The organism is Wenzhouxiangella sediminis, from assembly GCF_003410055.1.
Lineage (GTDB): Bacteria > Pseudomonadota > Gammaproteobacteria > Xanthomonadales > Wenzhouxiangellaceae > Wenzhouxiangella > Wenzhouxiangella sediminis.
Genome location: NZ_QUZK01000042.1, coordinates 31,251 through 42,668 on the forward strand (window position 1 = coordinate 31,251; position 11,418 = coordinate 42,668).

The following is an 11,418-nucleotide window of genomic DNA, read 5'->3' on the forward strand; positions in this document are numbered from 1 at the left end:
TCCGGCTATATGAGCCTGTCTTAATGTACGTAAACGGAGACCGATTCGTGTCAGGTATCTGCAGGTAAGATACGGTTTCGCCAGTGCCATGCGGAGAGTCGAAGAATGAAGCTCTACACCTTCCCCGAAGCGCCGAGCCCACGGCGGGTTCACCTGTTCCTGGCCGAGAAGGGCTTGTCGCCCGAACAGGTATTCGTGGACATGCGCAAGGGTGAACATCTCACTGATGACTTCGCCGCAATCCACGCCGACTGTACCTTGCCCGTCCTGGAGCTCGACGACGGCACACGCCTGAGTTCCTGCGCCGCCATCTGCCGTCACCTCGAAAGCGTCCAGCCCGAGCCGGCGCTGCTGGGAGCGACGCCGGAGGCGCGAGCCCGCATCGACGACCGCGATCGCTGGGTGGAGATGAACGGCATGCTCGCGGTCATGGAAGGGTTTCGTAATTCGCTAAAGGGCTTCAAGGACCACGCATTGCCCGGTCGCCGCCCGGTGGCGCAGATTCCGGAACTGGCCGAGCGCGGTCGGCGCCGGTTCGACTGGTTCATGCAGGATCTCGACGGTATGTTGGCCGATCACGACCATGTCGCCGGTGACGGTTTCAGCGTGGCCGACATTACCGCTCTTGTGACCATCGATTTCGGTCTGCGCGGCATGAAGATGCAGATGCCGGACAACGCGGGCGCGCTCCGGGCCTGGCACGAGCGCGTCAGCACGCGGCCTTCAGTCCGCCAGGGCTAAACTCGACAACATACTGAACCCACGCGGAGACCCGTTCATGCCCGACACCCGCCAGCGCGACGAAGCGCTTCTGACCATTGCCCTCTTTGCTGCCTTCGCCGACGGTTCCAAGCACGAGGACGAGCGCGAGGAAATCCGCAACATTGCTGAATCACTCTCGGGCGATGGCGGCCCGGACCTGCGGACGCTTTACCAGGATGTGCTGCTCAAGCGCGTGTCGCTGGCCGATGCCGCCGGCAGGCTCCAGGACGCGGGCGAGAAGCACCTGGCCTATGAAATGGCGGTGGGCGTGTGCGACGCCGACGGCCGCATGACCGAGGAGGAACGGCGCTTCCTGGACGAGCTGCGCGGACTGCTGGACATGGGCAGCGACGAATCGGGCGAGATCGAGCAGGAGGCCGAACAGGTCGTGGCCATGGCCGAGGCCGCCGCTCCGTCGATGGTTTCGAAGGCGGATGCCACCCAGCCGCCGATCGGTAGCGCAACGGCCGTCGACGAAGTGGCCATGGACAAGACCATCCTCAACTACTCGATTCTCAACGGTGCGCTTGAATTGCTGCCGCAGTCCTGGGCGTCGATGGCCATCATTCCCCTGCAGATCCGCATGGTCTACGGCATCGGCAAGGAATACGGCGTCGAGCTCGACCGGGGCCACATCAAGGAATTCCTGGCGACGCTCGGCGTGGGCATGACCTCGCAGTACCTGGAGCAGTTCGGCCGCAAGCTCATCGGCGGCCTGCTGGGTGGTATGGCCGGCCGCGGCGTCGGCCGCGTGGGCCGTGCCGCAACCGGCATGGCGTTTTCGTTCGCCACGACCTATGCCCTGGGCCACGTGGCCCGGCGCTACTACGCCGGCGGCCGCCAGATGAGCACCGAGCTGCTCAAGTCGACCTTCAACGAGATGCTGGGCTCGGCCAAGCAGAAGCAGGGCGAGTTCATGCCGCAGATCGAACAGAAGGCACAGAACCTCGACATGAGCCAGGTGATGGGCCTGGTCAAGGGCGGCGGCCGGGTCTGAGGGTCCTCCCTACTCGTCTGCCGGCATCGCCGCCGGCTCGGGTAGCAGCAGGTCCTCGAGGAAGAAGGCCGAAAGTTCCGAGCGGCCGGACAGGCCAGCCTTGCGATAGACAGCGCGGGCCTGTTCGCGCACCGTCCGCTCGCCGGTTTCCCGAACACCCGCGATCTCCTTCAGGCTCAATCCCTTGAGCAGCAGCAGGGCGATTTCCGCCTCTGCCTTGCTGAGTTGCCAGGTTTCGAACTGCTCCTGGATGGCGGCGCCGAGGCCTCGGATCGTGGACTGATAGCGCTCCCGCCACTGTCTCGATTCCGCCCGGGCGGAGTGCAGGCGCGAGTGCATCTGCCTGAGCTGGCGTCTGCCGCGGATGACCTGCGTGAGCACGTAGCCGAACATGGCCGCCGCGGTCATCAGCAAGGCGAGCTCCACGACTACGTGCAGCGGTTCGACGCCCTCGGCGTAGTCGGACATCAGGTCCCAGCCGATCAGGATGGCGATGATGCCGAAGGTCACCAGCAGTATGGGATTGCCGGGTGTGCGGGCTCGGTTATTCGACATAGTCAGGGGGTTTCCGGGGAACAGGTCATATGCCGGATTCTACCCAATGGCGCTCTCGCGCATGCTTGGCCCCAGCTTCGAACAGGAACATCGACATGAGCGCTGAACGCAACATGACATCGGTCAAGGTCTGGGATCCCATTGTCCGCTTCGGCCATTGGCTGCTGGTCGCCGGGTTCTTCACCAACTACATCATGGAAGACGAGGTGATGACCCTGCACGTGTGGATCGGCTACACCCTGCTGGCCATCGTGCTGTTCCGGGTGCTGTGGGGTTTCGTCGGAACCGAGCACGCCCGCTTCGGCGATTTCGTCCGATCCCCTGCGGCAGTCGTTTACTACCTGCGCAATCTCTTCACCGGGCTTGCGAAGCACTACCTGGGTCACAATCCCGCCGGCGGCATCATGATCCTGCTGCTGATTGCCTGCATGATCGCGCTGGCCTTCAGCGGGCTGGTGCTCTATGCGGTGGAAGAGAATGCAGGCCCGCTGGCCGGCTGGGTGGTCGAGGCCGGGGAGGGTGTCTCCGGAGCTTTGTGGGCGGCCGACGAGCATTTCTGGGAAGAAACCCACGAAGTGCTGGTCAACGTGATGCTCGGCCTGGTCATCATCCACGTTCTGGGCGTGGTGGTCTCCAGCCGCCTGCACCGCGAGAACCTGGTGCGGGCCATGGTGACCGGTCGCAAGCCTCTGAAGGACTGAGCTCTTCGGCAGCAATCTGCACCGGCACCCTGAAGCAGGCCGGGTCGGAAACCAATCCGCCCGGCCTGTTTTGCTTGACGATATTAATTAAATAGTTTATTAATATTGCCCATGAGCAAGAAAACGAGGAGAACCAGACAGGTCGAACGGACGCCGGGCCGCCCCTCGGGCGACTCGGATATCCGCGATCGTCTTCTGGAAATCGCCCTGCGGGAGTTTTCGACCCACGGCTTCCGCGGGGTGTCAGTGACGACCATCGCGAAGGAGGCCGGAGCCACGCCGGCCATGATCCACTATTACTTCGCCAACAAGCAGGGCCTTTACGAGGCCGTCCTGCAGCACGCCCTGGGACCGATCCTGTCCAGGCTGGAGGCCGTGAGGTCCGCGCCGCCGGAGGGCGAGGATCTGTTGCCCCGGTTCGTGCGGGGCTACATGCAACTGCTGGCCGAGAACCCCGCCGTTCCCTCGTTGATCGTGCGCGACGTGCTCTCGCCCGGCGGGCAGATGCGCGAGACCTTCCTGAACGGCTTCGCCAGCCGCGGCGGCAGCGGCGTGCGCGACCTGGTCAAGCGGGCCCAGGCGCTCGGCAGGCTCCGCGATGACCTCGATCCCGATCTCGCCGCGCTGTCGCTGCTGAGCATGGCCGTGTTTCCCTTCGTCGGCCGTCCGGTGGCGGGGCAGGTGCTCGACTACAGCCTGGCGCCGGAACACATCGACGTGCTGGCCGAACACACCCTCAACCTTTTCTACAACGGAGCGAGCGCGTCATGATCTTTCGAAACTGCGCACAGGCTGTGCTGACGCTGCTGGTGCTGGCCGGCTGCAACGGCGATCCCGAGTATCCCGTGGTCGGCACGCTCGAGCGCGACCGCATCGCGCTGGCCGCGGAAATGGCCGAGCCGGTCGTGGAAATCCACGTGCGCGAGGGACAGCAGGTGGCGGCCGGCGCCGTCCTGGTCGAGCTCGATACCCGAAGAGCCGAAGCCGACCTGGACCGAGTGGAGGCCGTGGCCGACCGGGCGCGCCGCCGGCTCGATGAATTGCTTCGTGGTCCCCGGCAGGAGGCCATCGACGAGGCCCGAGCCCGCCTGGCCGCCGCCGAGTCCGGCCTGGCAACCGCCCGACACGAACTGCAGCGCGTCGAGCGCCTCGAGCAGCGCAACCTGGCCAGCGAGAGCCAGCTCGACAATTCGGCCAACGCCCGCGACCAGGCGCTGGGTGAATACGACGCTGCCCGCGCCGCGCTGGCGGCCCTGGTCGAGGGCACGACCGTCGAGGAACTCGACCAGGCACGTGCGGCCGTGCGCGAGGCCGAGGCGGCGGTCCGGCGCCAGCAGCTCAGCCTGGAGCGCTTGACCGTGACGGCGCCGCGCGCCGCCCGCGTGGAGGACCTGCCTTTCGAGCTGGGCGAAACCCCGCGCGTGGGCGAATCCCTGGCTTTGCTGCGTGCCGTCGACCAGCCACCGTACGCGCGAGTGTACGTTCCCGCCGAACTTCATGGCCGGTTTCGGGCGGGCGAGACCGTGCGGGTCCTTATTGACGGCCACGGCCACCGGACCGGCCGGGTTCGCTACGTCGCCACGGATGCGGCCTACACCCCGTACTACGCCCTGACCGAGCACGATGCCGGCCGGCTGAGCTATCTGGCCGAAATCGACCTGGAGAATGCGGCCGACCTGCCCAGTGGCGTCCCGGTGCGCGCCGTGGCGCCGACCGGTCCCTCCGGAGGCGACGATGAATGACGCCATTGCCATCGACGCAAAGGGTCTGACCAAGCGCTTCGGTTCGCTGACCGCGGTCGACGACGTCAAGCTGCAGATTCCAGAGGCCGCCATCTACGGCTTTCTCGGGCCCAACGGCTCGGGCAAGTCCACGACCATCCGCATGCTCTGCGGCCTGCTCACGCCCAGCGCCGGCGAAGTCGAGGTGCTGGGTTTTCGCGTGCCCGGCCAGGCCGAGGAAGTGAAGCTGCACATCGGTTACATGACGCAGAAGTTCTCGCTCTACGAAGACCTCACCGTCGAGGAGAACCTCCGCTTCCTCGCTGCCGTTTACGACCTGCCGCGAAGCGATCTCAAGCAGCGCATCGACCGGGCCCTGGAACAGTACTGGTTGACCGAGCAGCGCAAGCAGTTCGCCGGCACCATGAGCGGCGGGCAGAAGCAGCGCCTGGCGCTGGCGGGCGCCACCCTGCACCGTCCGCGCTTGCTCATCCTTGACGAACCGACCTCGGCCGTCGACCCGCAGAGCCGTCGGGATTTCTGGGACATCCTGTTCGAACTGGTCGAGCAGGGGACGACGGTGCTGGTGTCCACGCACTACATGGACGAGGCCGAGCGTTGCCACAATCTGGCCATTCTCGATCGCGGTCGGCTGGTGGCGGAGGGCCGGCCGCGCGACCTGGTGCGCGACATCGCCGCCGGCGTCGTGGAAATCGAGACCGACTCGCCCAAGCAGGCCCGGGAACGCCTGGAAGCCACCGAAGGCGTCCACAGCGTCGCCCAACTGGGCACGCGCCTGCATGCGCTCACCGACAAGACAATCGCCGACCCCGCCGAGCTGATCCGGCAAGCCTTGAAGGACGCAGACATCGACAGCGAGGTGGAAAACGTCGTGGCCAATCTCGAGGACGTCTTCGTCGCCGCCACGCGTCTCAATGATCAAGAAGGGAGCCGGGCCGATGCTGCGTAGGCTGCTCGCCATCGCCGGCAAGGAAGTGCGCCAGCTCAAGCGCGACCGACTGACCTTCGGCATGATCATCGGTGTCCCCTTGCTGCAGATCCTGTTGTTCGGCTACGCCATCGACCTGGACGTGCGCAACGTCAACGCGGCCGTGGCCGACCACGCCAACACCAGCTTGTCCCGGCAGGTCGTTGCGGCTGCCGAGGCCAGCCAGATCGTGACCGTCACGCGATCGGCGGCCGGACCGGAAGCGCTGGAAGCCCTGCTCGATGCCGGCGAAATCGACGCCGGCATCTATATCCCCCACGACTTTGAAAGACGGCTGATCGACGCCGATCGACCGGCCGGGCAGCTGTTGATCAACGGCTCCGACCCCACGGTCGAGGGCATTGTGCGCCGCCTGTCCAGCATGCCCTTGCCAGGGCAGCAACAACCATCCAAGCTGTTCGAGGCGCGGACCTACTACAATCCCGAAGGCCGCTCTCCGGTCAACATCGTGCCGGCCCTGATCGGCGTGATCCTTCACCTGACGATGGTGTTGTTCACCGCGATTGCCATCGTGCGCGAGCGCGAGCGCGGCAACCTGGAGCTGCTCATCACCACGCCTGTGAAATCGGCCGAACTGATGCTCGGCAAGATCATCCCCTACGTGCTGATCGGCCTTATCCAGGTTTCGCTGATCCTGTGGGTCAGCCAGGCCCTGTTTCAGGTTCCGATACGCGGCAACATCATCGACCTCTACCTGGCTTCGGTTGTATTCATACTGGCCGCGCTGGCTCTGGGGCTGCTTGTTTCCACCCTGGCGAAGACCCAGTTCCAGGCCACGCAGTTGACGATCTTCACCTTTTTGCCGTCGATTCTGTTGTCGGGCTTCATGTTCCCCTTCGAAGGCATGCCGCGTATCGCGCAGTGGATCGGCGAGATCATTCCCCTGACGCACTTTGTTCGCCTGTCTCGGGGCATCCTGGTGCGGGGCGCCGACTTGGGCGAATTGCACACGGAAGTCTGGCCGCTGCTGGCCTTCTTCGGGGTGTTCCTGGTGCTGGCGACGCTTCGCTTCAACAAGCGGCTGGATTAGTGGCGCGCTAGTTTGACGGCCAGTAGTGGCTATCCGGCAGCTCTCTCGGCCCGAATATGGCCTGGCCGATGCGCACGATGGTCGCGCCTTCGATCACTGCCAGTTCGTAGTCGCCGGACATGCCCATCGAGAGTTCTTCGAAACGCATGCCCTGCGGCCCGTCCTGACGCATTCGTTCGCGCAGCCGGACCATCCGGCGGAAGCAGTCACGAACCCGAGCCTGGTCGGCGGTGAACTCGGCCAGGGTCATCAGGCCGCGTACGTTCAGCGCGGGATAGGCCGTCAACTTGCGCGCGAAGTCCGGTACCTGCTCGGGTTCCAGCCCGTACTTGCTCGCTTCTCCCGAGCTGTTGACCTGGATGAACACATCCAGGCTGCGGCCTTCGATGTTGAGTCGCCGATCCAGTATGGCCGCGGTCTTGATTCGGTCGAGCGCCTGGAACTCGTCGGCGAAGCGCGCCACGTACTTGGCCTTGTTGGTTTGCAGATGACCGATGATCGACCAGCGAATATCCAGGTCGGACAGGCTTTCGACCTTGCCCCGGGCTTCCTGGACCTTGTTTTCTCCGAAGCTCGTGCAGCCGGCCTGCCAGGCCAGCCGCATTCGCTGCTCATCGACCGTCTTGCTCACCGGGAGCAGGGTCACTTCGGCCAGGTTTCGACCGGCGATTTCGCAGGCCGATGCAATGCGGCTTTTCACGAACGCCAGGTTTCGGGCGAGGTCCGCAGCGGTTCTGGGTATCGACACCGGTGGTGCCGCGCGTTCTACGCCCTCGCTCATGGGATCTCCGGGAACAACGTCTCGAGCCAGGTTTGTATGACGCGCCGGGCCTTGTCGGCGAGTTCATCACTCAGGCGTCCGGCCTGTGATCGAATTCGGCCCACGTCGATCCCCTCGGCAGCGAGTTCCGCGGCGTGACCGATCAGCCATTGCTCGATATGCCGGGCGTCGGTCTCCGGATGAAACTGAAACCCGATGGCGGTCGTTCCAAGCTGGAAGGCCTGGTTTTCGCAATGCTGGCTGAAGGCCAGGCGTGTGGCGCCCGCGGGGAGGTCGAAGGTGTCGCCGTGCCAGTGGAGCGTCATGGGCAAGTCGCGGAACGGGGCCAGGCAGGAGGCCTTGCCGGCCTGCGTCAGCTCGATGGGCGCGAAACCGATCTCCTTGTACTTGCCCGGGTAGACTCGCGCCCCGGCTGCTCGTGCGAGCAACTGTGCACCAAGGCAGATGCCCAGCGTGGGTCGCCCGTGTTCGAGGCGGCGCTCCATTGCGCGTCGTTCGTGTTTAAGGAACGGGTAGGCCTGCTCGTCCCCGGCACTGATCGGTCCACCGAGTACGACGAACAGGTCGGGCGCCAAAGGATCCAGCGCCGCCAGATTGGCGACGCCGGCATCCACGGTGACGGTCTCGAATCCGGCCGTCTCGAGGACCGGCGCGAATGCGCCGAGATCCTCGAAGGCGACGTGCCGGATGGCAAGACAAGTCCTCATACCTGTTGGGCTATTGGTTGGTTCGCGCCGGCAGGCTGAGATCGCCGGAGGCGATGTCGAAGACATCCACCACGCACAGCAGCGGCGCGTGCACGCTTGCGTTCACGCGCAGCCCGGCGGTGACGCCGTCGAAGCTGGCCTCGTCGACCACGGCGATGTCGTCGAACGGCACCCGGACCTCGACCGTATCGTCGCCGATCGACGGATCCCAGCCGGGGCTGTCGATCAGGATGGGCAGGCCGGGCCAGGTCTTGGGCAAGCGGGGCTTGCTGCCTTCCGGAATGTCGATCACCTTCAGGGCGCCTTCACCGCAGGCGTCGTCCGGGCCCAGCACCACCCAGTGGCTGTGCCAGACGTTGCCGTCGTTGTCGAACGTGCCGTCGCCGTTTTCGTCGTACAGCGGCGTGTCGTCGAAGTCCGGATGGGCGGTCACGGCCAGCGCCAGAATCCCGGCCCCGTGTTCGAAGCCGACCTCGTAGGGATCGACCGACGTCGGCCACACGTAGGAAAACACGTCGCTTCCGGCGAGCTTGCCCGACGGGGCGGGGCGGTTGCTGCCCGCCTCGCCCGAAACGCCCATGTGGAAAGTGGCCACGTTGCCTTCGGTGGCGATCTTCGCGTGCACGATGTCGAACGTCGCGGTCACCGACTCCGAGGCTTCCGCCTGGATGCCCCCTTCGTGTCCGTTATGGGCGCGGGCCGGGTCGGCTGAGTGAAGGCCGGCGAGGGCCAGGGCGACGGCAGCCCAAAGGGTGTGCCGCGAGGGTTGGTATGTCATCATTGTGTTGTCTCCTGTCTTTGCTGAGGCGGGTTGACATGTGGTCCGGCACCCAAGGGTTCCGGGTCATCAGGACGCCTCATCCGTTGCCGCGGATGGGGCGTCCGTCTCGTTGGCACTCCCGGCATCCACGAACCGCCGCCAGGTGGCGACGGCCCGCTCGTCCGGGAGTGCTTCGTGATCGCCGCAGTCGAGACGCAGTTTCGCGTCCCCGAATGCGGCGTCGACGAAGGCGCAGTGATGGGGGGCATCGGCGTCGTCGTGGACGTTCGGCCGAAAATGCACGCAGGTCGCGCACATGCGTTGTACGGGAATCGCGCGCTGGCGCTGCAGCGAGCGGATCATCTTGGTCAGGCTGCGAAGAAAGGCGGCCCGCTCGCTCTCGTCGAGCTCGTCCACTGCTGCCAGCAAGGCTTCCGGCACGCCCTCGAAGGCCTGCGCCTTGCGCCGCCCGGCGCGAGTGAGGTGGAGCAGCGAAGCGCGCGCATCGGCCGGATCGGCGCGCTTCTCGACCAGACCTTTCCGCACTAGCGCACCAACGGCAGTCGTGGCCGTCGGCTGCGCCACGCCCAGCGCTTCCGCGATCGCACCGACGCGCGCCGGGCCGCGGGTGTGCAGCTGCGACAGGATCTGGCCCTGCGTGGCCGTCAGGTCCGCACGCTCGGCCTTCTGCCAGTCCTGCGAGCGCAGCAAGATACTGATTCGGTTCAATCCGGATATGAGTTGCTCGGAATTCATTTCGTTGGGAAGCGCGCCATTAGTATAGTATTACTATATATTAAGCTCTTGCGGGATTGCAAGTGAACTTCACTTGGCCAGCTTCGAGAATTCGAGGCGTCGGTACGCTCGAAGAAGGCTCTTGGCGAAGGAACTCGAATCCGCTGGGTCTATGCGGGCAGGGGGCCGCCCATACCCCGAAGCTTGGTCGCGTCCACCCGCGTGGCAATAGCATGGCGCGCCATCAGCGACATGCTTGACGCCCAGCGCGGCCTGATGTCGATTCAGCGCTACGGCGACGCCGAAGACGTGGCCAGCCTGGTGACCTGGCTGGCCGGGCCGAGTGCAAGCACCGTGACCGGTGCGGAGTTCACCATCGATAGCGGGACGAATGCTTGAATTCCTCGGCAACCCCGTGCCAGGAATGGGGATATATTGCTGACAGGCTTCAAAGGAGGGGTGCACAGTGAACCTTCGTATCAACGACGTGGGTTTCTGGTCGGGGGTTGCCGCCGCGGCGGCAACCCTGGCCTTTCTTTTCGTCCAAATCCTGCAGTTGATGGGGATGACCGGATTTCCACTGGACGCCGTTCTCATCTACGCCACCTCGTTGTGCATCACGGTGCCGTTCTTGCTCATGATGCTGGCGCTGCACCACCTGACCGAACCGGGCAGGCGATTCTGGACGCATGCCGCCGTGGTCTTCAGCGTCATCTACGCAATATTCGTGATCGCCAACTACGTGGTGCAGCTGGCGACCGTGATTCCGGCTCAGGTGGCAGGCGACGCCTCGGCGATCCGGTTGCTGGAGCAGTATCCGCACTCGATGTTCTGGAATTACGATGCCGTGGGCTATATCGCCATGGGGCTGGCCGCGCTACTGGCGATTCCCGCGTTCGAAAGCGCCGGCATCGAGCGCTGGGCGCGAGTGGCATTGATTGCGCACTTTCTGACCACACCGCTGATCGGCATTGTTTACTTCTATCCCGTCTATTCGCACACCCTGTTGGTGCTGGGTTATCCGTGGGGAGTTACGGCGCCGTCGTTCATGATTCTAGTCGCGTTATCTCTGCGAAGCCGGGTGTCGCCAACAAGTAATGCTAGGGAACCTCAATCAGGCAACGCTGCCGGTCGAAAAAATGGAACGGGCACTGGCTGCTGATTCCTCTCAGGGGTTTCAGCCGAGGTAATCGTTGAGAAGAGCTTCCAGCTTGGCGACGGTCTGGGCAAAATCTTCTTCACGGAGCGCGTCCACGTGACGATCGCCGCGTTCGTCGAGAGCAGTGACGGTCTGGCGCCAGGTCAGGCGTGACGCGTCTTCGCCCAGTGGCTCCAGTTCGATCTCGTAGAGCATGACGCGTAACTTGTTGACTCGCACGAAGGCGATGGCCCGGTTCGGCTCGTGTCGGCTGATCACCCAGGTGTCGATTCCGTCGTCGGCCTCACGGTCCGTCTGGAAGATGCAACCCGACTCGGCGATTCCCGATTTCGTATAGACCAGTCGGCATTCCCATTCGGGGATCCAGTCGTATTCACGCACCGGGCACAGCAGGGGAAAAACTGCCGCCGGTGCGGCCCGGATTCGCTGTTCGCGTTCGAAGTGTCGACGGCTGCGTTCGGTCGTTGGCTGCTTGCTGGGCATCGATGGCGTCCTCAGTGG

The 11,418-nt window shown here is 64.6% G+C and carries 15 protein-coding genes; 9 read left to right on the top strand and 6 right to left on the bottom strand.

The window, feature by feature from the left end:
- Positions 1–105: 105 nt before the first annotated feature.
- Positions 106–741: a glutathione S-transferase family protein gene (locus tag DZC52_RS11225; RefSeq protein ID WP_116651245.1), complete on the top strand. Its 636-nt coding sequence runs from the start codon at positions 106–108 to the stop codon at positions 739–741.
- A gap of 37 nt (positions 742–778) precedes the next feature.
- Complete coding sequence (locus DZC52_RS11230) at positions 779–1,759, top strand: YcjF family protein (protein ID WP_116651246.1); 981 nt, start codon at positions 779–781, stop codon at positions 1,757–1,759.
- A 9-nt stretch (positions 1,760–1,768) separates the two neighbouring features.
- Here DZC52_RS11230 and DZC52_RS11235 read toward each other — a convergent pair whose 3' ends face one another.
- Positions 1,769–2,314 (bottom strand): helix-turn-helix transcriptional regulator, encoded by a 546-nt coding sequence (locus DZC52_RS11235; RefSeq protein WP_220338343.1) that lies wholly within the window; start codon positions 2,312–2,314, stop codon positions 1,769–1,771.
- 95 nt (positions 2,315–2,409) lie between these two features.
- On the opposite strand from DZC52_RS11235, the gene DZC52_RS11240 reads away from it, so the two are divergent.
- From DZC52_RS11240 to DZC52_RS11260, 5 genes are all read left to right on the top strand, one after another.
- Complete coding sequence (locus DZC52_RS11240; RefSeq protein ID WP_181918919.1) at positions 2,410–3,015, top strand: cytochrome b/b6 domain-containing protein; 606 nt, start codon at positions 2,410–2,412, stop codon at positions 3,013–3,015.
- Positions 3,016–3,126: 111 nt separating this feature from the next.
- Positions 3,127–3,786, top strand: coding sequence for a TetR/AcrR family transcriptional regulator (locus DZC52_RS11245; RefSeq protein WP_116651247.1), 660 nt, complete (start codon positions 3,127–3,129; stop codon positions 3,784–3,786).
- Complete coding sequence (locus tag DZC52_RS11250) at positions 3,783–4,757, top strand: HlyD family secretion protein (protein ID WP_116651248.1); 975 nt, start codon at positions 3,783–3,785, stop codon at positions 4,755–4,757. The genes DZC52_RS11245 and DZC52_RS11250 overlap by 4 nt, the downstream gene beginning before the upstream one ends.
- Positions 4,750–5,706 (top strand): ABC transporter ATP-binding protein, encoded by a 957-nt coding sequence (locus tag DZC52_RS11255; RefSeq protein WP_220338344.1) that lies wholly within the window; start codon positions 4,750–4,752, stop codon positions 5,704–5,706. Before DZC52_RS11250 ends, DZC52_RS11255 begins: the two co-directional genes overlap by 8 nt.
- The gene (locus DZC52_RS11260; RefSeq protein ID WP_116651355.1) at positions 5,696–6,775 is read left to right on the top strand and encodes an ABC transporter permease; all 1,080 of its coding nucleotides are present in this window, start codon (positions 5,696–5,698) and stop codon (positions 6,773–6,775) included. The genes DZC52_RS11255 and DZC52_RS11260 overlap by 11 nt, the downstream gene beginning before the upstream one ends.
- A gap of 7 nt (positions 6,776–6,782) precedes the next feature.
- Here the strand turns inward: DZC52_RS11260 and DZC52_RS11265 are convergent, their stop codons facing one another.
- The 4 genes from DZC52_RS11265 to DZC52_RS11280 all read right to left on the bottom strand — a co-directional run bounded on the left by DZC52_RS11265 (position 6,783) and on the right by DZC52_RS11280 (position 9,734).
- Positions 6,783–7,556, bottom strand: coding sequence for a YggS family pyridoxal phosphate-dependent enzyme (locus DZC52_RS11265; protein ID WP_116651249.1), 774 nt, complete (start codon positions 7,554–7,556; stop codon positions 6,783–6,785).
- A complete protein-coding gene (locus DZC52_RS11270) occupies positions 7,553–8,263 on the bottom strand; it encodes a glutamine amidotransferase (protein WP_116651250.1) in 711 nt (236 codons plus the stop codon). The genes DZC52_RS11265 and DZC52_RS11270 overlap by 4 nt, the downstream gene beginning before the upstream one ends.
- Positions 8,264–8,273: 10 nt before the next feature.
- A complete protein-coding gene (locus DZC52_RS11275; protein WP_220338345.1) occupies positions 8,274–9,044 on the bottom strand; it encodes a hypothetical protein in 771 nt (256 codons plus the stop codon).
- 66 nt (positions 9,045–9,110) lie between these two features.
- Entirely contained in the window at positions 9,111–9,734 is a 624-nt protein-coding gene (locus tag DZC52_RS11280) for a MarR family winged helix-turn-helix transcriptional regulator (RefSeq protein WP_220338346.1), read from the bottom strand.
- A 246-nt stretch (positions 9,735–9,980) separates the two neighbouring features.
- Between DZC52_RS11280 and DZC52_RS11285 the strand changes: the two genes are divergently transcribed.
- Positions 9,981–10,157 (top strand): SDR family oxidoreductase, encoded by a 177-nt coding sequence (locus DZC52_RS11285; protein WP_220338347.1) that lies wholly within the window; start codon positions 9,981–9,983, stop codon positions 10,155–10,157.
- 67 nt (positions 10,158–10,224) lie between these two features.
- Entirely contained in the window at positions 10,225–10,920 is a 696-nt protein-coding gene (locus DZC52_RS11290; RefSeq protein WP_181918920.1) for a hypothetical protein, read from the top strand.
- 15 nt (positions 10,921–10,935) lie between these two features.
- Here DZC52_RS11290 and DZC52_RS11295 read toward each other — a convergent pair whose 3' ends face one another.
- On the bottom strand, positions 10,936–11,400 hold the full coding sequence (locus DZC52_RS11295; protein WP_116651254.1) for an SRPBCC family protein: 465 nt from the start codon (positions 11,398–11,400) through the stop codon (positions 10,936–10,938).
- Positions 11,401–11,418 lie beyond the last annotated feature (18 nt).